Origin of the sequence: Pseudomonas trivialis, from assembly GCF_036864995.1 — a bacterium.
In the GTDB taxonomy this organism is placed as follows: Bacteria; Pseudomonadota; Gammaproteobacteria; order Pseudomonadales; family Pseudomonadaceae; genus Aquipseudomonas; species Aquipseudomonas trivialis.
In genome coordinates, this window is the sequence record NZ_CP142151.1 from 4,863,610 (window position 1) to 4,889,729 (window position 26,120).

25 protein-coding genes and 1 pseudogene are annotated in these 26,120 nt (G+C 62.2%); 9 read left to right on the plus strand and 17 right to left on the minus strand.

Translation table 11 applies throughout. The annotated features are described in order from the left end of the window. Positions 1-3 precede the first annotated feature (3 nt). Positions 4-1,095 (plus strand): anhydro-N-acetylmuramic acid kinase, encoded by a 1,092-nt coding sequence (locus VRB54_RS21535; RefSeq protein WP_338478669.1) that lies wholly within the window; start codon positions 4-6, stop codon positions 1,093-1,095. 91 nt (positions 1,096-1,186) lie between these two features. Here the strand turns inward: VRB54_RS21535 and erpA are convergent, their stop codons facing one another. Both erpA and argC read right to left on the minus strand, forming a co-directional pair. Next, positions 1,187-1,537, minus strand: coding sequence for an iron-sulfur cluster insertion protein ErpA (gene erpA / locus VRB54_RS21540; protein WP_003176443.1), 351 nt, complete (start codon positions 1,535-1,537; stop codon positions 1,187-1,189). Positions 1,538-1,700: 163 nt separating this feature from the next. Beyond that, positions 1,701-2,735, minus strand: coding sequence for an N-acetyl-gamma-glutamyl-phosphate reductase (gene argC / locus VRB54_RS21545; RefSeq protein WP_209985429.1), 1,035 nt, complete (start codon positions 2,733-2,735; stop codon positions 1,701-1,703). A gap of 133 nt (positions 2,736-2,868) precedes the next feature. On the opposite strand from argC, the gene hemJ reads away from it, so the two are divergent. From hemJ to coq7, 6 genes are all read left to right on the plus strand, one after another. Beyond that, on the plus strand, positions 2,869-3,297 hold the full coding sequence (gene hemJ / locus VRB54_RS21550; RefSeq protein WP_003232547.1) for a protoporphyrinogen oxidase HemJ: 429 nt from the start codon (positions 2,869-2,871) through the stop codon (positions 3,295-3,297). Positions 3,298-3,321: 24 nt separating this feature from the next. Beyond that, positions 3,322-4,272 carry a nitronate monooxygenase family protein gene (locus tag VRB54_RS21555; RefSeq protein WP_338478670.1) on the plus strand — a complete coding sequence of 317 codons (951 nt, stop codon included), beginning with the start codon at positions 3,322-3,324 and terminating at the stop codon, positions 4,270-4,272. A gap of 68 nt (positions 4,273-4,340) precedes the next feature. Beyond that, complete coding sequence (locus tag VRB54_RS21560) at positions 4,341-5,297, plus strand: DUF805 domain-containing protein (RefSeq protein WP_338478671.1); 957 nt, start codon at positions 4,341-4,343, stop codon at positions 5,295-5,297. A gap of 61 nt (positions 5,298-5,358) precedes the next feature. Beyond that, positions 5,359-6,147: an SDR family oxidoreductase gene (locus tag VRB54_RS21565; RefSeq protein WP_338478672.1), complete on the plus strand. Its 789-nt coding sequence runs from the start codon at positions 5,359-5,361 to the stop codon at positions 6,145-6,147. Positions 6,148-6,193: 46 nt separating this feature from the next. Then, positions 6,194-6,532: a histidine triad nucleotide-binding protein gene (locus tag VRB54_RS21570; protein WP_338478673.1), complete on the plus strand. Its 339-nt coding sequence runs from the start codon at positions 6,194-6,196 to the stop codon at positions 6,530-6,532. Positions 6,533-6,650: 118 nt separating this feature from the next. Further along, complete coding sequence (gene coq7, locus VRB54_RS21575) at positions 6,651-7,298, plus strand: 2-polyprenyl-3-methyl-6-methoxy-1,4-benzoquinone monooxygenase (protein ID WP_057006692.1); 648 nt, start codon at positions 6,651-6,653, stop codon at positions 7,296-7,298. A 28-nt stretch (positions 7,299-7,326) separates the two neighbouring features. Here coq7 and VRB54_RS21580 read toward each other — a convergent pair whose 3' ends face one another. Further along, positions 7,327-7,749 (minus strand): OsmC family protein, encoded by a 423-nt coding sequence (locus VRB54_RS21580; protein WP_003210947.1) that lies wholly within the window; start codon positions 7,747-7,749, stop codon positions 7,327-7,329. Positions 7,750-7,964: 215 nt separating this feature from the next. Here VRB54_RS21580 and crp point away from each other — a divergent pair, with 215 nt between their 5' ends. After that, positions 7,965-8,609 carry a cAMP-activated global transcriptional regulator CRP gene (crp, locus tag VRB54_RS21585; RefSeq protein ID WP_338478674.1) on the plus strand — a complete coding sequence of 215 codons (645 nt, stop codon included), beginning with the start codon at positions 7,965-7,967 and terminating at the stop codon, positions 8,607-8,609. On the opposite strand, the gene VRB54_RS21590 is transcribed toward crp, so the two are convergent. From VRB54_RS21590 to VRB54_RS21605, 4 genes are all read right to left on the minus strand, one after another. After that, the gene (locus VRB54_RS21590) at positions 8,606-9,301 is read right to left on the minus strand and encodes a lipoate--protein ligase family protein (protein ID WP_338478675.1); all 696 of its coding nucleotides are present in this window, start codon (positions 9,299-9,301) and stop codon (positions 8,606-8,608) included. The genes crp and VRB54_RS21590 overlap by 4 nt on opposite strands. Before the next feature lie 139 nt (positions 9,302-9,440). Next, the gene (gene trpC, locus VRB54_RS21595) at positions 9,441-10,277 is read right to left on the minus strand and encodes an indole-3-glycerol phosphate synthase TrpC (protein WP_209985449.1); all 837 of its coding nucleotides are present in this window, start codon (positions 10,275-10,277) and stop codon (positions 9,441-9,443) included. Beyond that, the gene (trpD, locus tag VRB54_RS21600) at positions 10,274-11,323 is read right to left on the minus strand and encodes an anthranilate phosphoribosyltransferase (RefSeq protein WP_338478676.1); all 1,050 of its coding nucleotides are present in this window, start codon (positions 11,321-11,323) and stop codon (positions 10,274-10,276) included. The genes trpC and trpD overlap by 4 nt, the downstream gene beginning before the upstream one ends. Positions 11,324-11,332: 9 nt before the next feature. After that, entirely contained in the window at positions 11,333-11,926 is a 594-nt protein-coding gene (locus VRB54_RS21605; RefSeq protein ID WP_338478677.1) for an aminodeoxychorismate/anthranilate synthase component II, read from the minus strand. 418 nt (positions 11,927-12,344) lie between these two features. Between VRB54_RS21605 and estP the strand changes: the two genes are divergently transcribed. Next, positions 12,345-14,267 carry an esterase EstP gene (gene estP, locus VRB54_RS21610; protein ID WP_338478678.1) on the plus strand — a complete coding sequence of 641 codons (1,923 nt, stop codon included), beginning with the start codon at positions 12,345-12,347 and terminating at the stop codon, positions 14,265-14,267. Between the two features lie 74 nt (positions 14,268-14,341). Here estP and trpE read toward each other — a convergent pair whose 3' ends face one another. From trpE to VRB54_RS21660, 10 genes and pseudogenes are all read right to left on the minus strand, one after another. Next, positions 14,342-15,823, minus strand: coding sequence for an anthranilate synthase component I (trpE, locus tag VRB54_RS21615; protein ID WP_338478679.1), 1,482 nt, complete (start codon positions 15,821-15,823; stop codon positions 14,342-14,344). Positions 15,824-15,893: 70 nt separating this feature from the next. Continuing rightward, entirely contained in the window at positions 15,894-16,712 is an 819-nt protein-coding gene (locus VRB54_RS21620) for a phosphoglycolate phosphatase (protein WP_338478680.1), read from the minus strand. Then, the gene (gene rpe / locus VRB54_RS21625; protein WP_338478681.1) at positions 16,709-17,383 is read right to left on the minus strand and encodes a ribulose-phosphate 3-epimerase; all 675 of its coding nucleotides are present in this window, start codon (positions 17,381-17,383) and stop codon (positions 16,709-16,711) included. The genes VRB54_RS21620 and rpe overlap by 4 nt, the downstream gene beginning before the upstream one ends. A gap of 84 nt (positions 17,384-17,467) precedes the next feature. Continuing rightward, positions 17,468-18,616 carry an iron-containing alcohol dehydrogenase gene (locus VRB54_RS21630; RefSeq protein ID WP_338478682.1) on the minus strand — a complete coding sequence of 383 codons (1,149 nt, stop codon included), beginning with the start codon at positions 18,614-18,616 and terminating at the stop codon, positions 17,468-17,470. 200 nt (positions 18,617-18,816) lie between these two features. Further along, positions 18,817-19,640 (minus strand): annotated as a pseudogene (locus VRB54_RS21635) (ABC transporter permease). A gap of 12 nt (positions 19,641-19,652) precedes the next feature. Further along, complete coding sequence (locus VRB54_RS21640) at positions 19,653-20,900, minus strand: ABC transporter permease (protein WP_338478683.1); 1,248 nt, start codon at positions 20,898-20,900, stop codon at positions 19,653-19,655. A gap of 147 nt (positions 20,901-21,047) precedes the next feature. Beyond that, complete coding sequence (locus tag VRB54_RS21645) at positions 21,048-22,088, minus strand: ABC transporter substrate-binding protein (RefSeq protein ID WP_338478684.1); 1,041 nt, start codon at positions 22,086-22,088, stop codon at positions 21,048-21,050. Positions 22,089-22,131: 43 nt separating this feature from the next. After that, positions 22,132-23,244 (minus strand): ABC transporter ATP-binding protein, encoded by a 1,113-nt coding sequence (locus VRB54_RS21650; protein ID WP_338478685.1) that lies wholly within the window; start codon positions 23,242-23,244, stop codon positions 22,132-22,134. Positions 23,245-23,470: 226 nt separating this feature from the next. Further along, on the minus strand, positions 23,471-24,100 hold the full coding sequence (locus VRB54_RS21655) for a response regulator (RefSeq protein ID WP_003232590.1): 630 nt from the start codon (positions 24,098-24,100) through the stop codon (positions 23,471-23,473). 18 nt (positions 24,101-24,118) lie between these two features. Beyond that, entirely contained in the window at positions 24,119-26,113 is a 1,995-nt protein-coding gene (locus VRB54_RS21660) for a PAS domain-containing sensor histidine kinase (RefSeq protein ID WP_338478686.1), read from the minus strand. Positions 26,114-26,120 lie beyond the last annotated feature (7 nt).

Below are 26,120 nucleotides of genomic sequence, written 5' to 3' on the forward strand. Positions count from 1 at the left end.
GGTATGCCGCGCTATATAGGTGTGATGTCCGGGACCAGCCTCGATGGCCTGGATATCGCGCTGATCGAACAGGACTCGGCGATCAACCTGATCGCCACCCACTACATCCAAATGCCGGACACCCTGCGCGCCGAGCTGCTCAGCCTGTGCGCCAGTGGCCCGGACGAAATTGCCCGCTCGGCCATCGCCCAACAGCACTGGGTGGAACTTGCCGCTCAAGGCATCCACGCATTGCTGGGCCAGCAAAACCTCAAGCCTCAGGATATTCGCGCGATTGGCAGCCACGGCCAGACCATTCGTCACGAACCCGCCCGTGGCTTCACCGTGCAGATAGGCAACCCGGCGCTGCTCACCGAGCTCACCGGCATCACCGTGGTCAGCGACTTCCGCAGCCGTGACGTGGCGGCCGGTGGCCAGGGCGCGCCCCTCGTTCCCGCGTTCCACGAAGCGCTGTTTGGCGAGCGCGCCGGCAACCGTGCGGTGTTGAATGTGGGAGGCTTCAGCAACCTCAGCCTGATCGAGACGGGCAAACCTGTAGCCGGTTTCGACTGCGGCCCAGGCAATGTGCTGCTTGATGCGTGGATTCACCAGCAACAAGGCAAGCACTTTGACCGTGACGGCCAATGGGCAGCCAGTGGCAAGGTAGAGCCAGCGCTACTCAGCGCACTGCTCAGCGATCCGTTCTTCCTGACCCAAGGCCCGAAAAGTACCGGTCGAGAAGTATTCAACCTGTCATGGTTGCAACAACACCTCGCACGGCTGCCCGCCTTCCAGCCCGAGGATGTGCAAGCGACTTTGCTGGAGCTGACCGCTCTGACCATTGTCGAGTCCCTGCAGGCAGCTCAACATCAGACCGAAACCCTGCTGATCTGCGGAGGCGGCGCCCATAACGCAACGCTGATGAAGCGCCTGGCCGTCCTGCTTCCTGCCACCCAAGTCAGCAGCACAGCCGTCTATGGCGTCGACCCGGACTGGGTGGAGGCCATGGCGTTCGCCTGGCTGGCCCACTGCTGTCTGGAGGGCATCGCCGCCAATCGCCCGAGCGTCACCGGCGCCCGTGGGTTGCGAGTATTGGGCGCAATCTACCCTGCCTGACTGCCCCGCAAAATCGGCAGACAGCAAAACGCCGCTTGGCCGATCAAAGCCAAGCGGCGTTTTTTGTACGCGATGCAGTCTCGGTTATGGATCAGATCGAAAACGAAGACCCACAACCACAGGTCGTGGTCGCGTTAGGGTTCTTGATCACGAAACGCGAACCTTCCAGACCTTCCTGATAATCCACCTCGGCACCTGCCAGGTACTGGAAACTCATCGGGTCCACGACCAGGCTCACGCCCTCGCGCTCGACGATGGTGTCATCGTCGGCCACATCCTCATCGAAGGTAAAACCATACTGAAACCCTGAACAACCGCCGCCCGTAACAAATACGCGCAGCTTCAAGCGATCATTACCCTCTTCATCGACCAGGCTCTTCACCTTGTGCGCAGCACCGTGGGTGAATTGCAAAGCCGTGGGGGTGAAGGACTCAACGCTCATGCTGATAATCTCCCGGCGTAGTGCCGTCATATGCGTAATGACCGGCATTATCCGCTTCTCCTAGAAAAGCGGTCAACTATTGTTACGGTATATCAATCGGCCACACCCCCATAAAGACACAAAAGGCCCGATTAACGAGCCTTTGCGTTTCTACAGCAAAGTCCTAAGGCAACATTCCCGCGTGGGAAAGACCCAGCTTCTCATCCAGACCAAACAGGATGTTCATGTTCTGCACCGCCTGGCCCGACGCGCCCTTGACCAGATTGTCGATCACCGACAGCACCACCACCAGGTCGCCATCCTGCGGACGGTGTACCGCAATTCGGCACACATTGGCACCGCGCACACTGCGGGTTTCCGGATGACTGCCAGCCGGCATGACATCGACGAACGGCTCATTGGCATAGCGCTTTTCAAACAGCGCCTGCAGATCGACCGAGCGATCGACCACGGTCGCGTACAGCGTCGAATGAATACCGCGAATCATCGGCGCAAGGTGCGGCACAAAGGTCAGGCCCACGTCCTTGCCCGCTGCCCGGCACAGGCCCTGGCGGATTTCCGGCAAATGACGATGCCCTTTAACGGCATAAGCCTTCATGCTTTCTGCGGTCTCGGAGTACAGCGAACCTACCGCCGCACCACGACCGGCGCCGCTCACTCCCGACTTGCAGTCTGCGATCAGGCGCGAAGCATCGGCCAGCCCGGCTTCCAGCAACGGCAGAAAGCCCAACTGGGTTGCGGTCGGGTAGCAACCTGGCACCGCAATCAAGCGGGCTTGCTTGATCTGCTCACGATTGACTTCCGGCAGGCCATACACCGCCTCCTCCAACAACTGCGGCGCGCCATGCGGCTGGCCGTACCACTTGGCCCATTCATCGGCGTCCTGCAGGCGGAAGTCGGCGGAGAGGTCGATAACCCGGGTACCGGCAGCCAGCAGTTCGCCGGCCAACGCATGGGCAACCCCGTGAGGGGTGGCAAAAAACACCACGTCACAGGCGCCCAGGGTCTTGACGTCCGGCACGCTGAACGCCAGGCCGTCGTAATGGCCGCGCAGGTTAGGGTACATATCCGCCACAGCCAGGCCGGCCTCGGATCGAGAGGTGATGACCACCACCTCAGCCTGCGGATGCTGAGCCAACAGACGCAGCAATTCGACACCGGTGTAACCCGTGCCGCCGACGATACCGACCTTGACCATAACTCTGCCCTCAACGAACCACTGGAAAGCCGTCGATAATAGGGGTCGTATCGCCCTGCGACAACCGTCAACGTGACGTATGGGCGCATCAGCCACTACTATCGTCCTACCGTGAACCTGGGAATAACTAGAAATGCTCTATCTATGGATCAAAGCCTTCCACATCATCAGCATCGTCTGCTGGTTTGCCGGGCTGTTCTACCTGCCGCGCCTGTTCGTCTACCACGCTCAAAGCGAGGACACCGTCAGCAAGGAACGCTTCAGCGTCATGGAGCGCAAGTTGTACCGCGGCATCATGGGGCCGGCGATGATCGCCTCTCTGGTCTTTGGCATCTGGCTGATCGTCCTCAACCCGGGCATCTTTCAATCCGGCGGCTGGATCCACGCCAAGCTGACCCTGGTAGTGCTGCTGATCGGCTATCACCATATGTGCGGCGCGCAGGTAAAGCGCTTCGCTCGTGGTGAAAATACCCGCAGCCACGTGTTTTATCGCTGGTTCAACGAAGTGCCTGTGCTGATGTTGCTGGCCATCGTAATTCTGGTCGTGGTCAAACCGTTCTAACTTCAATCACTCGGAGTTGCGCCAATGTCACTGCCCGCCTTGCTCGAACAGCGTCTGCACCTGCCCCTGGTGGTAGCGCCGATGTTCCTGATCTCCAACCCGCAGTTGGTACTGGCGTGTTGTCGCAATGGGGTGGTGGGCAGCTTCCCGGCGCTCAACCAGCGCGAAAGCAGCGGCTTCAAGGCCTGGCTGGAGGAAATAGAAGCAGGCCTGGCTCAGTTGGATAACCCCGCGCCGTACGCCGTGAACTTGATCGTGCACAACAGCAACCCACGGCTGCAGGCCGACCTCGCGATCTGCGTCGAACACAAGGTCCCCATCGTCATCACCAGCCTCGGTGCGGTAAAGGAGCTGGTGGACGCCGTGCACAGCTACGGCGGCCTGGTATTCCACGATGTCACCACCCGGCGCCATGCCGAAAAGGCCGCCGAAGCGGGTGTCGATGGTTTGATCGCCGTGGCTGCAGGCGCCGGAGGCCATGCCGGCACCTGGAGTCCTTTCGCGCTGATTGCCGAAATTCGTCAGTTCTTCGACAAAACCCTGCTGCTGACCGGCTGCCTCAACCATGGGCACGAGATGCTCGCCGCGCAAATGCTGGGCGCAGACGTGGCGTATTTCGGCACACGCTTTATCGGCACCACCGAAAGCCAAGCCCCGGATGCCTATAAAGAGATGCTGCTCACATCACACGCCGCCGACATCGTGCACACTCCGGCTGTTTCCGGTGTGCCCGCAAGCTTCATGCGCCAGAGCCTGGAAAACGCCGGCTTCGACCCCGCGGCCCTGCAAGGCAAAGGCGGCTCCACGCTCAAGCCGTTGAGCGACGAGGCCAAGGCCTGGAAGACCGTATGGTCCGCCGGCCAGGGTGTCGGCGAGATCAATGATCTGCCCGGCGTCGATGAACTCGTTGCGCGCCTGGATGCCGAATACCGCACGGCGCGCGAGCAGGCCGCACAGTTACGCTGGCCACGCTGATACACTCGCCGGGGCCGCCGATAAAGCAGGCCGGCCCACCTTCCCTTACCACTGACAAGGATGCCCGCATGAGCGACAACCGTTTCAAGATTGTGTTTGACGGAGCCCTGCTCCCGGGTGTCGAAAGCACCACTGCCAAGCTGAATCTGGCCGAGTTGTTCAAGAGCGACGTGGCCGCGATCGAGAAGCTCTTTACCGGCCGCCCGGTTGCGCTCAAGCGCGACCTGTCGCGTGCCGATGCCGAGACTTACCTCACCGCCCTGAAGAACGCAGGGGTTGATGCCCGCATCGAGGCCGAGCAACCCGTTGCTTTCAGTCTGGCTGAAGCCCACGAAACCGGCTCTGCAGATTTCTCCCGCCCTGCCGCTTCACCCTATGCGCCACCACGCGCCGCCGTCGGTGATGACCTGCCGGAATTCGCCGACCTGAAGGTGTTCACCATCAATGGCCGCATCGGGCGCCTGCGCTACCTGGCCTGGACGCTGGTGCTAACCCTCGCCATGCTGGTGGCTGGCGGCATCATCAGTACCGCCAGTTTCGCCGTGGCGACCGCCTCTCCCACAGCAGCCATCATTCTCGGTGGTGTGCTGGGTTTTGCGCTGTTTGTCGCACTGGTCGTGGTCAGCGTACAGATCGGTGTGCAGCGCCTGCACGACCTGGGCTGGTCCGGCTGGCTTTACCTGCTCAACCTGGTGCCGCTGGTCAACAGTGTGTTCCCGCTGCTGATGCTGGTGCTGCCGGGCAACACAGGCGCCAACCAATATGGCGCGCCACCTCCGCGCAACTCCACCGCAGTCAAAGTCCTCGCGACCCTGTGGCTGGCGTTCATTCCGGTGATGCTGGCTATCGTGGTGACCTTGGGCATGAACGGCTACCTGGATCAGCTCGAAGCCAACATGGACAGCAGCTATGAAAGCAGTTCGATCACCACCGATGAAGCCGGCGACCAGAGCGTCATCATGGAGGATGAAGGCGCGCAAAGTGCTGACGACGCGGGCGAACCTGTAGACTCTCCGGAACAGTAAAGAAACGCCCGCCGCCTGTGACGCCTCCGTCACAGGCGGCGGCGTTGCGATGGAGAAAGGCATGACCCGTTACGCTCTGATCACCGGTGCCTCCAGCGGCATCGGCCTGGCCCTGGCCGAAGCCCTGGCGCGGCGCGGCCGCAGCTTGATTCTGGTGGCCCGCCAGCGTGATCAGTTGGAAAGCATTGCACTGGAATTGACTCAACGCTTTGGCGTCGAGGTGCTGTTTCGAGCCTGCGATCTGGGCGAGCCCTTGCGCTTGTCCGGATTTTTGCTGGAGCTGGAAGAAGGCGAGCGGCAGATCGACCTGCTGGTCAATTGCGCCGGCATCGGCACCAGCGGGCCGTTCCTGGCCCAGGACTGGATGACCGAGCAGGACCTGATCGAAGTCAACATCCTCGCCCTCACCCGCCTGTGTCACGCATTGGGCAACGCCATGGCACTGCAGGGCGGCGGGCAGATTCTGAATGTGGCGTCCGTCGCGGCGTTCCAACCCGGCCCGTGGATGAGCAGCTATTACGCCAGCAAGGCCTATGTGCTGCACTTCTCCGAAGGCTTGCGTGAAGAACTCAAAACCTGCGGCATCAAAGTGTCCGTGTTGTGCCCCGGCCCCACGCGCACCGCATTCTTCGGCACCGCACAAATGGACACTGCCAGGCTCGACCGCAGCCAGCAACTGATGAGCCCCGAAGAAGTTGCGCTGTACACCGTGCGCGCTCTGGAAAAAAACAAAGCCATCATCATTCCCGGTCGACGCAATCGCTGGCTGACGTTCAGCTCGCGTCTAAGCCCGCGCTGGCTGACGCGCAAGATTGCCGGCGCAATCAATAAGGCCTATTGCCCGCGCTGACCGGCTGGTTACACTCAATCGCACATAAATAAAGGGAGAAACAGCTGTGGATACTCTGTTCACCAAAATCATCAACAGAGAAATACCGGCCAACATCATCTACGAAGATGAACAGGTTCTGGCCTTCCACGATATTGCACCGCAGGCGCCGGTACATTTTCTGGTGATTCCGAAAAAACCCGTCCGCACCCTGAACGACCTGACCGAGGACGACAAGGCGCTGGCCGGCCATATCCTGTTCACCGCTCAGCGTCTGGCGCTGGAACTGGGCTGTGAGGAAGGGTTTCGGGTCGTGATGAACTGCAACGAGATGGGCGGCCAGACCGTTTATCACATCCATATGCATGTGCTCGGTCAGCGCCAGATGAACTGGCCGCCGGGCTGAAACGGCCTGCGCAGGTAGGTCGTGGCCGCTGACCGCGACCTCGTGCCCCAGACCACACGCAAACGCTTCGCTCTTTCTTGCGGTAGACTGGCCGCTGAGATTTTTCCCGGAGGTCTGCATGACTACCCAACGTCACTACTCGCCGATTGACCGCCTGCTGCTGCAAGCCGACACCGCCATGCGCACGCTGCTGCCCTTCAGCGGCCAGCCTCACCGCCCCTCGCCGGCCATCGTGCAGCCCGATGCCCAGATGAGCGCGACCGAGACCCGCCATGTCGCCGGCCTGATGCGCATCAACCATACCGGCGAAGTCTGTGCCCAGGCGCTGTATCAGGGCCAGGCCCTGACCGCCAAGCTGCCGCAGGTGCGCGCAGCGATGGAGCATTCGGCCGAGGAAGAAGTCGACCACCTGGCCTGGTGCGAACAACGCATCCGCCAGTTGGGCAGTCATCCCAGCGTGCTCAATCCGCTGTTCTATGGTTTGTCATTCGGCATCGGCGCTGCCGCCGGCCTGATCAGCGACAAGGTGAGCCTGGGCTTCGTCGCCGCCACCGAGCATCAGGTGTGCAAGCATCTGGATGAGCACCTCGAGCAATTGCCGGCAGAGGACGAAAAATCCCGGGCAATCCTCGAACAGATGCGCATAGATGAAGCCCACCATGCAGACAGCGCGCTGGATGCCGGCGGTTTCCGCTTCCCGGCGCCGGTACGATTCGGCATGGGCCTGCTGGCCAAAGTGATGACCAAAAGTACCTACCGTATCTAGCAGGAGCGAGCGTGCTCGCTCCTGGCGCTCAACCCAGTTCGATAATCTCGTAATCATGGGTGATGGCCACGCCGGCCGCGCCCAGCATGATCGACGCCGAGCAATACTTCTCTGCCGACAGCTCGATAGCCCGCTTGACCTGGGCCTCCTTCAGCGCACGCCCCTTCACCACAAAATGCATGTGAATCCTGGTAAACACCTTGGGATCTTCCGTGGCGCGCTCGGCCTCCAGAAACGCTTCGCAGCTCTCCACTGCCTGACGGGACTTTTTCAGGATACTGACCACGTCGAAATTGCTGCAGCCGCCCACGCCCAGCAGAAGCATTTCCATCGGCCGCACGCCGAGGTTGCGGCCGCCCGCTTCCGGCGGACCGTCCATCACCACCACATGGCCGCTGCCCGATTCACCGAGGAACATGGCTTCGCCCGCCCATTGGATGCGTGCCTTCATCGCCCAGACTCCACTGCTAAAAAAGGGTCGCCAGCTTAGCACAGGGCCCGGCAGCGTCAGCGTCTGGCGCGAACGCGATCAATAAAAGCGTTTACTCGATAAATTCGCTAATCGAGACAGAATGTGTCTGGTAAGCTGGCGCCAATTCGATGGCGTATTGCCACTGTCGGAGACCATAACTCCAATTCCTTAGCGTCGCCTTTCGGGAAACAACCATGGTTGCCCTTACTCCCACACCCAAGATCAAGAATCTCGACAAGCTGTTGATGCATTGCCAGCGCCGGCGCTACCCGGCCAAGCACAACATCATCTGCGCAGGCGAACGCTCCGAAACACTGTTTTTCATCATCAAGGGCTCGGTCACCATCCTGATCGAGGACGACGACGGTCGCGAGATGATCATCGCCTACCTCAACACCGGCGACTTCTTCGGCGAGCTGGGCCTGTTCGAACAAGCCGGCAGGGAACAGGAACGCAGCGCCTGGGTGCGCGCTAAGGTCGAATGCGAAGTGGCCGAGATCAGCTACACCAAGTTTCGCGAACTGTCCCAGCAAGACCCCGACATCCTCTATGCCCTGAGCGGTCAGATCGCCCAGCGTCTGCGCGACACCACCCGCAAGGTCGGCGACCTGGCGTTCTTCGACGTCACCGGCCGCGTGGCCCGGTGCCTGCTGGAGTTGTGCAAGCAACCCGATGCCATGACCCACCCGGATGGCATGCAGATAAAAGTCACGCGCCAGGAAATCGGGCGCATTGTCGGCTGTTCACGGGAAATGGTCGGTCGCGTACTCAAGGACCTGGAAGAACGCAACCTGGTGCACGTCAAAGGCAAGACGATGGTGGTGTTCGGCACGCGTTAAGCGGGCATGAAACCGGCGAGCATCTGACGGTACAAGGTGTCGAGCCGGCCGATGGCATCGGGCGCGGCAAAGGCTTCATGCAGGGCAATATGGCTGTCGGCGCGCACCCGCTGCTCCAGACCACAGGCTTGATTGAAACGGTTGACTGCCGCAATCAAGACCTCGCGCTCGTCATCCAGTAATAACGCACCGTGCACCAGTCCCACCGGGCGACCGCCGCTTTGCCGCCAGCGCTGGGCGGTACCAACCATCTTGCGACCGTTGAGATTGACGTTGTAACGCCCGTCGCAGAAGGCGCCATCGATTTCACCCACACTGGCATCACCGCCCAGTTCGATCAGCAAATCGCAGATCGGCTGGCACAAGCGCTGATAACCGGTTTCGATCCGCCCCTGGTCACCTTCGCTGCGGGGCGGCGCGTAGACCAGCGCGATATTCACCGTGGCGCCCGACTGCGGCACCGGCTCACCACCGGTTTCGCGCAGCAGCACCGGCCAACCGGCTTGTGCCGACACCTCGCTCGCCGCCTCGAACGCCGGCAACCGGCTCAAGCGACGCGGCATCACCAGCGCCTGGTCGGTAGGCCGCCAGAACAGCAACCCGAATGCCTGCTCACCTGCGCAAACGGCTGCCAGCAAATCCTGCTCGGCGGTAAGGCCGGTCTCAACAGTCATCGCCATCGGTTGAATCATGCGCCCACCTCCCTGAATACACCCACACCCAATGTGGGAGGGGGCTTGCTCCCGATAGCGGAGTATCAGTCGAAATACGCATCAACTGAACGAATGCCATCGGGAGCAAGCCCCCTCCCACAGGTTGACCGTGTTTCAATCAGTCCAGTGTCGAGCCGCCGACCGGCACGCCACGCTCCGGGAAGAACAGACGTTGCAGCTCCGCCCCCGGGTGCTCGGCGCGCATGAATGTCTCGCCCACCAGGAACGAATACACGCCATTGATTTCCATCAGTTCCACATCGGCACGGTTGGCGATGCCACTCTCGGTGATCACCAGGCGGTCACGCGGAATGCGCGGCAGCAGGTCGAGGGTGGTTTCCAGGCTGACTTCGAAGGTGTGCAGGTTACGGTTGTTCACGCCAACCAACCGCGTGTCGACGGTTTTCAGTGCGCGCTCCAGCTCATCGCCGTCGTGTACTTCAACCAACACGTCCAGACCGACGCTCTTGGCCACCGCCGCCAGTTCGGCCAGCTTTACGTCATCCAGCGCGGAGACGATCAGCAGTACACAGTCGGCGCCCAGGGCACGGGCTTCGATGATCTGGTACGGGTCAACCATGAAATCCTTGCGGATCACCGGCAGCTTGCACGCCGCGCGCGCCTGCTGCAGGAACAGGTCGGAGCCCTGGAAGTAGTCGATGTCGGTCAGCACGGAGAGGCACGTCGCCCCGCCCTTCTCGTAACTGGCGGCAATGTCGGACGGAACGAAGTGCTCACGAATTACGCCTTTGCTCGGCGAGGCCTTTTTCACCTCGGCAATCACCGCAGGCTGCTTGAGCTTGGCCTGGGCGATCAAGGCATTGGCAAAACCGCGCGGGGCATCGGCAACTTTCGCCTGCGCTTCCAGCTCGGCCAGGCTCACACGCGCGCGGCGCTCAGCGACTTCTTCTGCCTTGCGGGCCAGAATTTTTTGTAGAACGGTTGGCACACTCATCCTTCATTCTCCATCTTGAATACCGCAGTGAATGCTCCCAGCTCCTCGAGTTTTTCGCGAGCCAGACCGGTGTGAAGTGCATCGTGAGCCAAGGCGACACCCTCTTTAAGACTATAGGCATGGTCGGCGGCGTAAAGTGCCGCGCCAGCATTCAGAACAATCATCTCGGCCGCTTTTTGACCGTTCTCGGTCTTGCGACGCCCCAGGGCATCGCGGATCAACTCCAGGGACGCGGCCGGGCTTTCCACCGCCAGGTCATGCAGGCTCTGGCTCTTCATGCCGAGGTCTTCAGGTTCGACCCAATATTCGGTGATCTGGTCGTTCTTGAGCTCCGCCACAAACGTCGGCGCCGCCAGGCTGAATTCGTCCAGGCCATCCTTGGAATGCACCACCAGCACATGCTTGCTGCCCATGCGTTGCAACACTTCGGCCAGCGGCCGGCACAGGGCTTCGCTGAACACGCCCACCACCTGATGCTTCACACCGGCCGGATTCGTAAGCGGGCCAAGCATGTTGAACAGGGTGCGCAGGCCAAGGTCCTTGCGCGGGCCGGCGGCGTGCTTCATCGCACCGTGATGGGACTGGGCAAACATGAAGCCGATGCCGACGCTGTCGATGCAGCGCGCCACTTGCACCGGCGTCAGGTTCAGGTAGATGCCCGCCGCTTCCAGCAGATCGGCACTGCCGCTCTTGCCGGACACCGCACGGTTGCCGTGCTTGGCCACTGTGCAGCCCGCCGCCGCAACCACAAATGAAGACGCCGTGGACACGTTGAAGATATTCGCGCCATCGCCGCCAGTGCCGACCACGTCGACCACACCGTCGAGGGTCTTGAGTTCAACCTTGTCCGCCAGCTCGCGCATTACCGACACAGCGCCGACGATCTCGTCGATGCTCTCGCTCTTCATGCGCATGGCCATCATGAACGCACCGATCTGTGCGTCGGTGCACTGACCGGTCATGATCTCGCGCATCACATCGCTCATTTCCGCGGTACTCAGGTCCAGGTGGCCGACGATACGGCCCAGGGCAGTCTTGATATCCATGAAAAGTCCTTAGCGCGTGCCGCCGCTCTGCTTGAGAAAGTTGGCGAACAGCTCGTAACCCTGCTCGGTCAGGATCGACTCAGGGTGAAATTGCACCCCTTCGATATTCAGCGTCTTGTGGCGCAGGCCCATGATCTCGTCGACCGAGCCGTCTTCCAGCTGGGTCCAGGCGGTCGGTTCCAGGCACTCGGGCAGGGTTTCACGCTTGACCACCAGCGAATGGTAGCGGGTCACTGTTACCGGATTGTTCAAAGCCTGAAATACGCCCAAGTCCCTGTGGAACACCGGGCTGGTCTTGCCGTGCATCACCTGGCGCGCACGCACCACGTCACCGCCAAAGGCCTGGCCGATGGACTGATGGCCCAGGCACACGCCCAGGATAGGCAGCTTGCCGGCGAAATACTGAATGGCCTCGAGGGAGATGCCCGCCTCGGTCGGGGTGCAGGGGCCAGGCGAAACCACGATGCGTTCCGGGTTCAGCGCTGCGATCTGCACCACGCTCAGTTCGTCGTTGCGCACCACCTTGACCTCGGCACCGAGTTCGCCCAGGTACTGGACGACGTTGTAGGTAAAGGAATCGTAGTTATCAATCATCAGCAACATGTGGGTTCAAACCTCTTGAATTCACTGATTTCGAATGTCCGCCTTCCAGGGCGTGACCCGCTGTCGAACGCACGTTCCAGTGGCCGGCCGAGCCGACACGGGGCGTCAAACAAAGGGTGAAGAAGGCAAATCGGTACAGGTCCGGCGGGGCCGGCAGGGAACAGTCAGGCGCGCCAACGCCAACGGGCGTGAGCCTTGATGACGCGCATCAAGAGTTTGCTGATGATCAACACGGGGAGGGTCTCGTTCATACGTTGGGGCACAGTAGCGTAGCCTCGCGAGCGGTGCAATATAGTCGCGCAAATACGCGGGCAGACCTGCCTAGGTTTATCGGAAAAAGCTGTTTTCACTTGAAGAACATTCTCAATGTCTGGTTAATGTTTCGCTTCCGATACAACAAAACCAAATGGACTTTGTCATGCAAAAACCCGCCCTTCTGGCCCCGCTCGCCGGCTGCCTGTTGTCCCTGGCCTGTGCCCAGGCGCTTGCAGCCTCCTCGCCCTATTCAACCATGGTGGTGTTCGGTGACAGCCTGGCCGACGCCGGCCAGTTCCCGGATGGCAACGCCGGCTCGACACTGCGCTTTACCAACCGCACCGGGCCGAACTTCCAGGGTGACTTCGGCCTGGTCTCATCGACCTTGCTCGGTACCCGGCTGGGCGTTGCGCCCAACGACCTGAACGCCTCGACCTCGCCGGTTCGCGCGGCCCAGGGCCTGCCCGACGGCAACAACTGGGCGGTCGGCGGCTACCGTACCGACAACATCCTGGACTCGATCAACTCGGTGTCCAACGCCACGGTCCCGCCCAACAATCCCGGCGGCGGTACGGTATTGCGCAGCCGCCAGGGCTACCTGCCGGCCAACGGCGGGCGGGCGGATCCGAACGCGCTGTATTTTCTCTCCGGCGGCGGTAACGACTTCATTCAAGGCCGCGTGCTGAGCGCGGGCCAGGCTGTCGCTGCCGGCGGTCGCCTGGCCGACAGCGCCCAGGCCCTGCAACAGGCCGGCGCCCGCTACATCATGGTGTGGATGCTGCCCGACCTGGGGCTCACACCGGCCATCAACGGCACACTGCTGCAGGCGCCGAGTTCGGCCCTCAGCAGCCTGTTCAACCAATCTCTGGTGCAACGGCTGTCGCAGATCGACGCCCAGATCATCCCGCTGAACATTCCGCTGCTGCTCAATGAAACCTTCGCCGACCCCGGCCGCTTCGGCCTGGCCACCGGGCAAAACCTCACCGGCACCTGCTTCAGCGGCAACGGCTGCACCGCCAACCCGACCTACGGCATCGGCGGCACCACCCCGGACCCGACCAAGCTGATCTACAACGACGCCGTGCACCCCACCATCGCCGGGCAACGCCTGATTGCCGACTACGCCTATTCACTGCTGTCGGCGCCCTGGGAACTGACCCTGCTGCCCGAAATGGCCCAAGGCACCTTGCGCGCCCACCAGGATGAACTGCGCAACCAATGGCAGGCCGATAACGGCCGTTGGCAAGCGGTTGGCCAGTGGCGCGCGATTGTGGCCGCCGGTGGCCAGCATGTGGACTTCAACCACCAGGACAGCGCCGCGAGCGGCGATGGCACTGGCTACAACCTGAATGTCGGCGGCAGCTACCGGCTCAACGAGGACTGGCGTGTCGGCGTGGCGGCCGGTCTGTATCGCCAGACCCTGGAAGTCGGCGCCAACGATTCGGACTACAAGCTCAACAGCTACATGGGCACAGCCTTCGCCCAATATCAGCAAAACCACTGGTGGGCCGACGCGGCGTTGACCGGCGGCAAGCTGGACTTCGACAGCCTCAAGCGCAAGTTCGCCCTGGGCGTCAGCGAAGGCTCAGAAAAAGGCGACACCGACGGCTGGCTGTGGGCCTTGAGCAGCCGCGTAGGCTATGACATTGCCGCGCCGGGCAGCGACTGGCATATGTCACCGTTCATCAGCGCCGATTACGCACGGGTCGAAGTCAACGGCTACTCGGAGAAAGACAATCGCTCCACGGCCCTCACCTTTGACGACCAGCAACGCGACTCCAAACGCCTGGGCGCAGGCCTGCAAGGCAGCTACCGGGTAACGCCGCAGACCCAGGTGTACGGCGAAGTGGCCCATGAGCATGAGTTCGAAAATGACACGCAGAAAGTGAACATGTCGCTCAACAGCGTGCAGGGCATCGACTTCAAGCTGGACGGCTACACGCCACGCAGCAATTCGGATCGCCTGAGCCTGGGCGTCAGCCACAAGCTGACTCAGGAGCTGGCGCTACGGGCGGCGTATAACGTGAGGAAGGATGACAGTTTGACCCAGCAAGGCGTCAGCGTTGGGGTGAGTCTGGATTTCTGATTCAGTCTTGAGAGCGGTACAAAACAAATGTGGGAGCTGGCTTGCCAGCTCCCACATTTATTCAATGCCAGCCTTTAGCTTTGCGGCGTTTGCTCGGCCAACGCCACCGCACGGAACATGGCGCGGCGCTTGTTCAGGGTTTCTTCCCACTCGAGGGCCGGCACCGAGTCGGCGACAATCCCGCCACCCGCCTGCACATGCAGTTCGCCGTCCTTGATCACCGCCGTGCGAATCGCAATCGCCGTGTCCATGTTGCCGTTCCACGCAAAATACCCCACGGCACCGCCGTAGACACCGCGCTTGACCGGCTCCAGCTCATCAATGATTTCCATCGCGCGAATTTTCGGCGCGCCCGACAAGGTGCCCGCCGGCAGAATCGCGCGCAGTGCGTCCATGGCGGTCAGCCCGGCCTTCAGCTCGCCGGTGACGTTGGAGACGATGTGCATCACGTTGGAATAACGCTCGATCACCATCTTCTCGGTCAACTTCACCGAACCGATTTCCGAGACACGCCCGGTATCGTTACGCCCCAGGTCGATCAGCATCAAGTGCTCGGCAATTTCCTTGTCGTCGCTCAGCAGGTCCTGTTCCAGCGCCAGGTCGGCTTCTTCGGTCGCGCCACGGGGACGCGTGCCAGCAATCGGGCGCACGGTGATCAGGTTGTCCTCGACACGCACCAGCACTTCCGGCGAACTGCCCACTACATGGAAGTCGCCAAAGTTGAAAAAGTACATGTACGGCGTCGGGTTGAAGCAGCGCAGTGCGCGATACAGGTCGATGGGCGCAGCCTTGAAGTCAATGGACATGCGCTGCGACGGCACCACCTGCATGCAGTCTCCGGCAAGGATATATTCCTTGATGGTATCGACTGCGCGCTCGTAGTCATCCTGAGTGAAGCTTGAACGAAAGATCGGATCGGCGGCCGGCGGACGGCTGAGGTCCAGGCCGCGACGCGGAGTGATCGGCTGGCGCAGTTTGTCCAGCAAGGCTTCGAGGCTCGCCAGCCCCTGCTCGAACGCATCGGCCTGGGCCGGGTCGGCGAGCACGATGGCGTGCATCTTGCCGGCCAGGTTGTCGAACACCACCACCGCGTCGGAGACCATCAGCAGAATGTCCGGCACGCCCAGCGGGTCCGGGTTCGGGCATTTGCCCAGGCGCTTTTCCACATAGCGCACGCAGTCGTAGCCGAAATACCCCACCAGGCCGCCATTGAAGCGCGGCAGGCCCGGGATGGTCGGCACGTTGTAGCGTGCCTTGAAGCTTTCGACGAAGGCCAGCGGGTCTTCCACGTCATGGCTTTCGATCTCGACGCCATCGTGGGTGATGCTCACGTGGTGATCATGCACCCGCATCACCGTGCGGCACGGCAGGCCGATGATCGAATAACGGCCCCACTTTTCGCCGCCCTGAACCGATTCGAGCAGGTAGGAATTGGGCTCGTCGGCCAGTTTCAGGTAGATCGACAGCGGCGTGTCGAAGTCGGCCAGGGTGTCGCAGGCCAGGGGAATACGGTTATAGCCGGCAGCGGCCAAACGCAGGAATTCTTCGCGGGTCATGATGTGCCTCGTGGCATGAGGGTCTAGCGGTCGGGTAGGCAAACGTGCCGCAGGGTGCGGCCAGGAGCAGTCAGGCGCGCCAACGCCAGCGGGCCAGAGCCTTGATGACTTTCATCCAGAGTTTGCGGGTAACCACCACGATGGCGTTTCCAGAAGGGGACGGGTCGATGTCGGGCAACGTTATCCCAGCGCCCGCTCCCAGGCAACCGGGGATTAACAGGCGCAGATCATCAATCACCAGCGCCGGCGATTCTTCGGCAATCGGCCGGCCATGGTTGTAGCCATAACTCAAGGCCACGCACTGCACGCCTGCGGCTTTCGCCGCCTGCACATCGCTGCGCGAGTCGCCGACGAACAACGACTGGGATGCCGGAATATTGGCCATTTTCATCACGAAAAACAGCGCCGCCGGGTCGGGCTTTTTTTGCGGCAAGGTATCGCCGCCGATGATCCAGCGGAAATAGCGGCCGATTTTCATCTGGTCCAGCAGCGGCGCGACAAAGCGTTCCGGCTTGTTGGTGATCAGGGCCATTTCCACGCCCTTTTTGTGCAGCCACTTGAGGGTGTCGCGCACGCCGGGGTACACCACCGTCAATTCATGGCTGCTTTCATAGGCCGCGTTGAACAGTTCCAGGGCGTGCTCGGCCTCCATCTCGTCGACACCCGCTGCGTCGATATGGTTGGCCAGGGCCCGGCGCACCAGCATCGGCGCGCCATTACCCACCCAGTCGCGCACCGCCTCAATCCCTGCCGGCTTGCGCCCCAGTTTGAGCAGCATGGTGTCCACCGCCGCAGCCAGGTCGGGCACCGAATCGATCAACGTACCGTCCAGATCGAACATCACCAGCCGTGGCAACTTGCCGGGGAACAGCTGCTCGAAGCCGCTCATGGACGCGTCAGCGCCAGTTCGGCGCGCATCTTGTCGATGACGTCCTGGTAGTTCGGCGCATTGAAGATCGCCGAGCCGGCCACAAAGGTGTCGGCACCGGCGGCGGCGATGTCGCGGATATTGTTGACGTTCACCCCGCCGTCGATCTCCAGGCGGATATCCCGGCCAGAGGCATCGATCAGCGCCCGCGCTTCGCGCAGCTTGTTCAGAGTGCCGGGGATGAACTTCTGCCCGCCGAAGCCCGGGTTGACGCTCATCAGCAGTATCATGTCGACCTTGTCCATCACGTACTCGAGCACGTTCAGGGGCGTGGCCGGGTTGAACACCAGGCCCGCCTTGCAGCCGCCTTCGCGGATCAGTTGCAGGGTGCGGTCGACGTGCAGCGTGGCTTCCGGGTGGAAGGTGATGTAAGTGGCGCCGGCCTCGATGAAGTCACCGATGATGCGGTCGACCGGGCTGACCATCAGGTGCGCGTCGATCGGCGCGGTGATGCCGTATTTGCGCAGCGCTGCGCAGACCATCGGGCCGATGGTCAGGTTGGGCACGTAGTGGTTGTCCATGACATCGAAGTGCACGAAGTCGGCACCGGCGGCCAACACCTTGTCCACTTCTTCACCCAGGCGGGCGAAGTCGGCGGAGAGAATCGATGGAGCAATGACGAAGGGTTGCATGACGCACCTTTTCTGAGCTAAATCACGATGGCGCGCATTGTATACCTCATGCTTTGCCGCGCGCACCGTGACCTCGCTCAAGGATCAGAAAGCGGCCCGGTAGATTTTCTCGATATCCGCCGCGCTGAGCTTGCGCGGGTTGTTGCGCATCAGACGTTCGATGCCCGCCGCTTCCACCGCCATGGCCGGGATCGCGTCCTCGGGCACCCCGAAACTGTGCAGCCCGGCCGGGATTTCGACGGCGGCGCACAGGCGCGTCATCGCCTCGACAGCCTGGTCGGCGGCGTCATTGGCGCTCAGCCCGGTGACATTCACGCCCATGGCCTGGGCTATGTCCTGCATGCGTTCGACACAGGCCAGTTTGTTCCAGTGCATCACGTAAGGCAGCAACAGCGCGTTGCTCACGCCATGGGCGATGTTGAAACGTCCGCCCAGTGGGTACGCCAACGCATGCACCGCGCCCACCCCGGCATTGCCGAACGCCATGCCGGCCATCAGGCTGGCGGTGGCCATATCGTCACGGGCCTTGAGATTGGCCGGGTTGGCATAAGCCTTGGGCAGCGCGTTGGCAATCAACTTGACCGCACCGATGGCCAGCGCATCGGTGATTGGCGATGCATTCAGCGACAGATAGGATTCGATGGCATGCACCAGCGCATCCAGACCGCTGGCGGCGGTGACGCTGCGCGGGCAGGTCAGGGTCATTTGCGGGCTGATCAGCGCCACATCCGGCAGCAGGTAGTCGCTGACGATGCCCTTCTTCAATTGCGCCACCTTGTCGGAGAGGATCGCCACATTGGTCACCTCCGAGCCGGTGCCGGCCGTGGTGGGGATGGCGATCAGCGGCGGCCCTTTGCGCGGCACCTGGTCAACGCCGAACAAATCCGCCAGGGCGCCATGGTAGCCGGCGTAAGCGGCCACGCTTTTGGCGATGTCGATGGCGCTGCCGCCGCCCAGACCGATCAGCCCGTCGTGCCCCCCGTCGCGATAGACCTGCATGCAGTCTTCGACGATGGCGATTTCCGGGTCGGGCAGCACACGGTCGAAAATCTCATAGGTGCGTCCGCCCAGGTGTTCGAGCGCCAGCGCCACGGTGCCGGACTTGACCAGCGCGGCATCGGTGACGATCAGCGGGTTATCCACATCCAGGCGCGTGAGTTCGGCGGCGAGTTGCTCGATGGCGCCAGCGCCGGTGAGCAGTTTGTGGGCGATCTTGAATGAGGAAGTACTCATGTGCGCGGCCTCTTATCGGTGATGGGCTGGCACAAGGATAGCTGACAGATGAGCGTTGTCTGCCATTCAGCATCTGAATGCACACAATTCAAACGTGGGAGGGGGCTTGCTCCCGATGGCGGTGTATCAGTGACAGATAGATGACTGATACACCGCTATCGGGAGCAAGCCCCCTCCCACAATGGATCTCTATCTGATCTCTAGACCTGTGCTGTTCGCAGCTTCTCGCTGCGCCCACGCAACCACTCCAGCGTCAGCAACAGCAGCACCGAGAACCCGATCAGCAAGGTCGCCGCCGCGGCAATCGTCGGGCTGAGGTTTTCGCGGATACCGCTGAACATCTGCCGTGGCAGGGTCGCTTGCTCGGGGCCGGCGAGGAACAGCGTCACCACCACCTCATCGAACGAGGTGGCAAAGGCGAACAGCGCCCCGGAAATCACCCCCGGCGCTATCAACGGCAACGTCACCCGACGAAACGCGGTCAACGGTGAAGCCCCCAGGCTCGCCGCCGCACGCACCAGATTATGGTTGAACCCCTGCAAGGTGGCCGACACGGTGATGATCACGAACGGCACGCCCAGCACCGCATGCACCACGATCAGCGAAAAAAGCTGTTGCCCAGCCCCAGCGGTGCAAAGAACAGGTAACTGGCCACGCCGATAATCACCACCGGCACCACCATCGGCGAAATCACCAGGGCCATCACCAGCGCCTTGCCGGGGAAATTGCCGCGCGTCAGGCCAATCGCCGCCAGCGTGCCGAACACCATCGCCAGCACCGTGGCCGCCGGCGCCACGATGATGCTGTTCTTCAGCGCGCGCATCCATTCGGCCGAGGCGAAGAAATCTTCATACCAATGCAGCGAAAAGCCCTGCAACGGGTACACCAGGAAACTGCCGCTGTTGAACGACAGCGGGATGATCACCAGTACCGGCAAAATCAGGAACAGCAGGATCAGGCCGCACAGCACCCGCAAGCTGTAGAACCACACCCGCTCCACCGGGGACATATAAGGACTCAGCATCGCAAGGTCTCCTCAGCTCAGGCGCAGGCGGCTCGCGCCCACCAGTCGGTTGTAGATCAGGTACAGCAACACGGTGGCCAGCAGCAGCAGGCCGCCCAACGCCGTGGCCATGCCCCAGTTGATGCTGGTGTTGGTGTAGAACGCCACGAAGTAGCTGACCATCTGGTCGTTCGGGCTGCCCAGCAAGGCCGGGGTGATGTAGTAACCAATCGCCAGAATGAACACCAGCAGGCAGCCGGCGCCGACACCGGCGTAGGTCTGCGGGAAGTACACGCGCCAGAAACTGGTGAACGGGTGACAGCCCAGGGAAATCGCCGCACGCATGTAGGTGGGCGAAATACCCTTCATCACGCTGTAGATCGGCAGAATCATGAACGGCAGCAGGATGTGCACCATGGAGATGTAGACACCGGTGCGGTTGAACACCAGTTCCAGCGGACTGTCGATCAGGCCCAGGCCCATCAGCGCGCTGTTGATCAGGCCGCCCGACTGCAGCAACACGATCCACGCCGCCACCCGCACCAGAATCGAGGTCCAGAACGGCAACAGCACCAGAATCATCAGCAGGTTGCTTTTGCGCGCCGGCAGGTTGGCCAGCAGGTACGCCAGCGGATAGGCCAGCAGCAGGCAGATCACGGTGATCACCAGGCCCATCCAGAAGGTGCGAGCGAAGATGTCCAGGTAGATCGCCTGGTCAGGCGTGGCCGCGGCAATCTCGCCGAGGTCGTCGATGCGGTGATCGACGGCCGCCAGCAGGTAGTACGGGGTAACGCTGCTGGTATTGCGCCGGATCGCCTGCCAGTAGGCTGGGTCGCCCCAGCGTTCGTCGAGGTTTTCCAGCGCTTGCTTGTAAGAGCCGGGCGTTTCGGCAAACGGCAGCGCCCGCGCGGTTTTCGTCAGCAGGCTGCGATAGCCCGCCAGTTCCATGTTCAAGCGTTTGGACAAGTCGCCCAGAGTCTGGTTTTTACGCGCCTCGCCCAGGTCCTCGCTGAGCGCCTGGTACACCGGCTCGCCCGGCAGACCGCGCCCGTCCCAGGCCGTCACGGCCACCACGGTACGCGGCAAGCCCGCCACCACTTCCGGGTTGCCGACACTCTTGAACAACAACGCGACAATCGGCACCAGAAACACCAGCAGCAAAAACAGCACCAGCGGCGCAATCAAAGCCTGCGCCTTCCAGCGGTTGAGCCGCTCGGCACGCGCCAGGCGCTGCTTGAGGGTGGGGCTATTGACCTCGTTCGAGGGAACGGCGATGGCCATGGCTGACTCCGGATATTGAAGATAAATGCAAACACTTGTGGGAGGGGGCTTGCTCCCGATAGCGGTGGTCCAGTCAGCCTGTGTGTTGCCTGACCCTCTGCCATCGGGAGCAAGCCCCCTCCCACAGGGGGTCAGCGGTGCTGCTGCTTACTTGGCTGCCCAGGAATTGAAGCGCTGCTCCAGTTGCTCGCCGTTATCGGCCCAGAAGCTCACGTCGATCTGCACCTGGTTGGCGATGTTTTCCGGGGTGGTCGGCATGTCCTTGAGGATGTCCTTGGCCAGCAACGGCACGGCCTGGGTGTTCGCCGGGCCGTAGGCGATGTTTTCCGAGTAGGTCTTCTGCTGCTGCGGCTGCACCGAGAAGGCGATGAATTTCTTCGCCGCTTCCGCACGGTCCTTGGCCAGGCCTTTAGGGATGGCCCAGGCGTCAAAGTCGTAGATGCCGCCATTCCACACCACTTTGAGGTTGCTCTCTTTCTGCACGGCGGCGATGCGGCCGTTGTAGGCCGAGCTCATCACCACGTCACCCGAGGCCAGGTACTGCGGCGGCTGTGCACCGGCTTCCCACCACTGGATCGACGGTTTGAGTTCATCGAGCTTCTTGAACGCGCGGTCCTGTCCATCTTTGCCGGCCAGCACTTTGTACACGTCCTTGGGCGCTACACCGTCGGCCATCAGTGCAAATTCCAGGGTGTACTTGGCGCCCTTGCGCAGGCCACGCTTGCCGGGGAATTTCTTGGTGTCCCAGAAATCCGCCCAACTGGTTGGCGCGGAAGCCAGTTTGTCGGCGTTATAGGCCAGCACGGTCGACCATACGAAGAAGCCCACGCCGCACGGCTGGATCGCGCCCTTCACGTAGTCGGCGGTGTTGCCGAACAGTTTCGGGTCCAGCGGCTCGAACATGTCTTCGTCGCAGCCACGGGACAGTTCCGGCGATTCCACTTCCACCAAGTCCCAGGACACGCTCTTGGTGTCGACCATGGCTTTGACCTTGGCCATCTCACCGTTGTATTCGCCGGCGACGATCTTGCCATTGCCCGCACTTTCCCACGGCGCGTAGAACGCCTTGACCTGGGCCGCCTTGTTCGCGCCACCGAACGACACCACGGTCAGGTCGGGGCCTGCCATGGCCTGTGTGGCGCCCATCAAGCCAAGTGCCAGGGCCGAATACTTAAGGGATTTCAACATTGTTGTGCTCTCCACGTGCAGGGTTGGTGAAGCCAGGGGGCGATCAGTTCGCCTCTAGAAGTGGGTCGAGTGCGCGAACGTGCTCGACTTGCCAGCCAATCGGTACCACGTCGCCGACCGCCAGGGCCGGGTCCAGCTCGGCAATCGGTTGTTTCACAAAGAAATCGGTCTTGCCGCAGACTTCCAGGCGCACCCGCACGTGGTCGCCCAGGTAGATGAACTCCGCCACGCGCCCGGAGAAACGGTTGACGCAGCGTTCGCTGGTGCCATTGAGGCTGACGCGCTCCGGGCGCACCGACAGGGTGACAGGGCCGCCGACCTCGCCGACGTTCACCGCCAGTGCCTCGACCTTCTCGCCCCGCGCCAGCTCTACCACGCAACGCTCGCCGGTATGGCTGTGCAGGCGGCCATTGAGGCGGTTGTTTTCGCCGATGAAGTTGGCGACAAACGTGTTTTTCGGCTCTTCATACAAGCTGCGCGGCGCGGCGATCTGCTGGATTTCGCCCTGGTGAAACACTGCCACGCGGTCGGACATGGTCAAGGCTTCGCCCTGATCGTGGGTCACGTACACCACGGTCAAGCCGAGGCGCTGGTGCAGGTGCTTGATCTCCATCTGCATGTGCTCGCGCAGTTGCTTGTCGAGGGCACCGAGGGGTTCGTCCATCAACACCAGCTGTGGCTCGAACACCAGCGCGCGGGCCAGGGCCACGCGCTGTTGCTGGCCGCCGGACAGCTGCGCGGGGTAGCGCTGGGCGAAGGCATCGAGCTGGACCATGCTCAGCACGCGTTTGACCCGTTCGCTGATATCGGTCTTGCTCAACGAGCGTACCGACAAGGGAAAGGCGAGGTTTTCGGCGACGGTCATGTGCGGGAACAGCGCGTAATTCTGGAACACCATGCCGATATCGCGCTTGTGCGGCGGCACGTTGTTGATGGAGCGCCCGGCCAGCAGGATCTCCCCGGCGGTGGGCGTCTCGAAACCGGCGAGCATCATCAGGCTGGTGGTCTTGCCCGAACCGGACGGCCCGAGCAGGGTGAGGAACTCGCCCTTGCGAATCTCCAGGTTGAGGTCCTTGACGATCAGGTTCTCGCCGTCGTAGCTCTTCTGCACGCCACGAAAGCTGACCAGCACATCCTTTGAATCCACCTCGCTCATACCCGCACCTTTGTGTTTTGGACTGCTGTGGCACAAGCGTAGTCCAGGCGCGAGGCCCCGGAAATCGGGGGCCAGGAGAGAATCGCATCAGCCGGATGGAAGGTGGCGGGTAGGGATTGCCCTACACCGATGGCGGGGATGGGACAGTGCCGTGGCAAAGGGTGAGCTGCAAGCGGCAGGAACGGTGCGACGGTGGTTTTTCGGGTCGTCGTTATTGGATAAGTCGCTAGAGAAGCTTGTGCTCCATGGCGTACTTCACCAGCTCGGCCAATGAGGTGATATGCAGCTTCTGCATCAAACGCGCCTTGTGGGTGCTGATGGTCTTGTTGCTCAGGGCCAGTTGCTGGGCGATGTCATTGACGTTGGCGCCCTGGGCCAGGCGCTCGAACACCGAAAACTCCCGCTCCGAGAGCAGCGAATGCAACGGCCGCGAGTCGGTGAGGCCGACCTCGAAGACCATCCGGTCGGCCAGGTCCGGGTCGATATAGCGCCCACCCGCCGCCACCTTGCGAATCGCCGCCAGCAGCAGCGCGGGGTCGCTGTCCTTGGTGGCGTACCCTGCCGCACCGACTTTCAGGGCGCGCGCGGCCATTTGTGCTTCGTCGTGCATCGACAGCACCAGGATCGCCGGCGGATCGTTCAGCGCGCGAATACGCGCAATCGCTTCCAGCCCATTGACGCCCGGCATCGAAATATCCAGCAATACCACCTCGCAGGGCACATGACGCAAGGTCTCGAGCAACTGCTCGCCGTTGCTGGCCTCGCCAACCACCAGCAGGTCTTTGGCCAGGCCGATCAATTGCTTGATGCCTTCTCGAACAATGGTGTGGTCTTCGGCTACCAGTACGCGGATCACAGGGGTTTCCTTTTGTAGTTAGGCATCCAGCGGCACCGTGACACTCAGGGTGGTGCCCTCCCCCAACGCGCTGTCCAGGGTCAACAGCCCGCCCATGATCAGCACCCGCTCGCGCATGCCCACCAGGCCGAACGACACCGGGCGCTCCCCGGTCTGGACGAACCCCACGCCGTCATCGCTGATGCTCAGCCGCAGGGATTCGCCGTCTATCGCCAGGGTCAGTTCGACAGTATGCGCCTGGGCATGGCGCATCACATTGGTCAGCGCCTCCTGCAGGATACGGAACAGGCCGATGGCCTTGGCATCACTCAGGGCCGGCAGGTGTTCCGGCACCTGCACCAGGCAAGGAATCTGCGTGCGCGCTTCGAACCGCCGCGCCTGCCATTCGATGGCCGAGCCGATCCCGGCATCCAGAATCGGCGGGCGCAGGGCCGTGGCCACGTCGCGCACCAGTTGGAACAGTTGCGCGATCAGACGCTTCATGCTGTTCAAGCGCTCATGCAGCCCGGGATCAAGCTGCGCATAGGCCAGCTCGCACATGGAGGTTTCCAGCTTGAGTACCGTCAGCATCTGCCCGAGTTCGTCGTGCACCTCGCGGGCGATGCGTGCCTTTTCTTCTTCGCGCACGGTTTCCAAGTGGGCGGAGAGTTCGCGCAATTGCGCTTCGCTTTGCAGCAAGGCGGCCAGGGTGCGACGCAGTTCGGTGACGTCATTGAGGTAGACCACCAGGTATTCGGCCTCGGCAAAGCGCAGAAAACTCAGCGACACCGTGACCGGCAGGATGCTGCCATCGGCGCGCGTGCAGTCGGTGGCGAAGTTCTGTGGCGCCTCTTCGTTGGCCCGCGCGCGCTTCCACAGGTTGAGCCAGCGGTCCATGTCCAGCGTGGGATCAAGCGCGGCCAGCGGCCGTTCGATCAGCGCGCCGGGGCCGTAGCCGAGCATGCTTTCGGCCGCACGGTTGGCGTAGCGCACATGGCTGTCCCAGTTGACCCAGAGAATTCCGACGGTGCTTTGATCGATGGAAAACTGCGTCAGCCGCAGCGCTTCAGCGCCGGCGGCGCGGGCGGCACTTTCTTCACGGGCGGCCAGCAGGGTGCGTTCGAGCCCGCGCTGCTGACGGCGCTGCAGTGCCACCAGCGTCAGGCTGGCAAGCAGCAACAGGCCCAGCAGCAGGCAGAGGTTTTGCCACACCCCTGGGGATGCGGACAGCCGTGGATACTGGGGTTGCAGCCAGCGATTGTGCAATTGGTCGAGGTCGCGGGCGGGGATGGCGCGCAGGGCGCTCTGCATGATGCCCGCCAGCTGGGGCCAATCGCGGCGCGTCGCCACCCGCAGCAATTGCGGCAGGCCCACATCGCCCACCACCGCCAACCCGGCGAACTCCGCTTCGCCCGACAGCCGGCTCAACTGCGCTTCGTCCACCACCGCATAGCGGGCCTGCTGGCTCACCAACAATTGCAGGGCCTGGCGCTCCATGGGCACGCCTTGCAGGTTGAGGCCGGGATAAGTGCTGCGCAGATAATCGGCCACTGCGCTGGGCATGCGCACGGCGATGCGCGAGAGGCTGTCGAGCTTTTCCAGCTCCACCGCACCGCCGCCCTCGCGGATGCCGACGATGTGCTGCGGCACGCGCATGTAGGGATCGCTGAACGACCACAGGCGCAAGCCGGCCGGGGTTTGCTGCAAGCCGGGGGCGATATCGATCTCGCCGTCGCGCAGGGCGGTTTCGAGTTGCTCCTGAGCAGGAAAATTGCGCCACGACAGCTCGATGTTCAGCATCTTGGCCAGCCATTGCATCAATTCCACATTGGCCCCGGACAAGCGCTGCAACCGCCGGTCGTATTGCGCATACGGCGCCTGCAGCACCAGGCCGACGCGCAGTTGCGGATGACTAGCCAGCCAGTCCCGTTGCTCGGCATTGAGCTGCGCCTGCGGTACGCCCGGCGCAGGGGCGGCATTGGCGATCAAGGCGAGGCACAGACAGCCGATAAACAGCACACAGCGAAAACCCATGATCACG

Excerpts from the sequence above, each read along its gene's own strand:
- VRB54_RS21535 (WP_338478669.1), top strand. The coding sequence starts at position 4 with ATGCCGCGCTATATAGGTGTGATGTCCGGGACCAGCCTCGATGGCCTG.
- erpA (WP_003176443.1), bottom strand. The coding sequence starts at position 1,537 with ATGAGCGTTGAGTCCTTCACCCCCACGGCTTTGCAATTCACCCACGGT.
- argC (WP_209985429.1), bottom strand. The coding sequence starts at position 2,735 with ATGGTCAAGGTCGGTATCGTCGGCGGCACGGGTTACACCGGTGTCGAA.
- hemJ (WP_003232547.1), top strand. The coding sequence starts at position 2,869 with ATGCTCTATCTATGGATCAAAGCCTTCCACATCATCAGCATCGTCTGC.
- VRB54_RS21555 (WP_338478670.1), top strand. The coding sequence starts at position 3,322 with ATGTCACTGCCCGCCTTGCTCGAACAGCGTCTGCACCTGCCCCTGGTG.
- VRB54_RS21560 (WP_338478671.1), top strand. The coding sequence starts at position 4,341 with ATGAGCGACAACCGTTTCAAGATTGTGTTTGACGGAGCCCTGCTCCCG.
- VRB54_RS21565 (WP_338478672.1), top strand. The coding sequence starts at position 5,359 with ATGACCCGTTACGCTCTGATCACCGGTGCCTCCAGCGGCATCGGCCTG.
- coq7 (WP_057006692.1), top strand. The coding sequence starts at position 6,651 with ATGACTACCCAACGTCACTACTCGCCGATTGACCGCCTGCTGCTGCAA.
- VRB54_RS21580 (WP_003210947.1), bottom strand. The coding sequence starts at position 7,749 with ATGAAGGCACGCATCCAATGGGCGGGCGAAGCCATGTTCCTCGGTGAA.
- crp (WP_338478674.1), top strand. The coding sequence starts at position 7,965 with ATGGTTGCCCTTACTCCCACACCCAAGATCAAGAATCTCGACAAGCTG.
- VRB54_RS21590 (WP_338478675.1), bottom strand. The coding sequence starts at position 9,301 with ATGATTCAACCGATGGCGATGACTGTTGAGACCGGCCTTACCGCCGAG.
- trpC (WP_209985449.1), bottom strand. The coding sequence starts at position 10,277 with ATGAGTGTGCCAACCGTTCTACAAAAAATTCTGGCCCGCAAGGCAGAA.
- trpD (WP_338478676.1), bottom strand. The coding sequence starts at position 11,323 with ATGGATATCAAGACTGCCCTGGGCCGTATCGTCGGCCACCTGGACCTG.
- VRB54_RS21605 (WP_338478677.1), bottom strand. The coding sequence starts at position 11,926 with ATGTTGCTGATGATTGATAACTACGATTCCTTTACCTACAACGTCGTC.
- estP (WP_338478678.1), top strand. The coding sequence starts at position 12,345 with ATGCAAAAACCCGCCCTTCTGGCCCCGCTCGCCGGCTGCCTGTTGTCC.
- trpE (WP_338478679.1), bottom strand. The coding sequence starts at position 15,823 with ATGACCCGCGAAGAATTCCTGCGTTTGGCCGCTGCCGGCTATAACCGT.
- VRB54_RS21620 (WP_338478680.1), bottom strand. The coding sequence starts at position 16,712 with ATGAGCGGCTTCGAGCAGCTGTTCCCCGGCAAGTTGCCACGGCTGGTG.
- rpe (WP_338478681.1), bottom strand. The coding sequence starts at position 17,383 with ATGCAACCCTTCGTCATTGCTCCATCGATTCTCTCCGCCGACTTCGCC.
- VRB54_RS21630 (WP_338478682.1), bottom strand. The coding sequence starts at position 18,616 with ATGAGTACTTCCTCATTCAAGATCGCCCACAAACTGCTCACCGGCGCT.
- VRB54_RS21640 (WP_338478683.1), bottom strand. The coding sequence starts at position 20,900 with ATGGCCATCGCCGTTCCCTCGAACGAGGTCAATAGCCCCACCCTCAAG.
- VRB54_RS21645 (WP_338478684.1), bottom strand. The coding sequence starts at position 22,088 with ATGTTGAAATCCCTTAAGTATTCGGCCCTGGCACTTGGCTTGATGGGC.
- VRB54_RS21650 (WP_338478685.1), bottom strand. The coding sequence starts at position 23,244 with ATGAGCGAGGTGGATTCAAAGGATGTGCTGGTCAGCTTTCGTGGCGTG.
- VRB54_RS21660 (WP_338478686.1), bottom strand. The coding sequence starts at position 26,113 with ATGGGTTTTCGCTGTGTGCTGTTTATCGGCTGTCTGTGCCTCGCCTTG.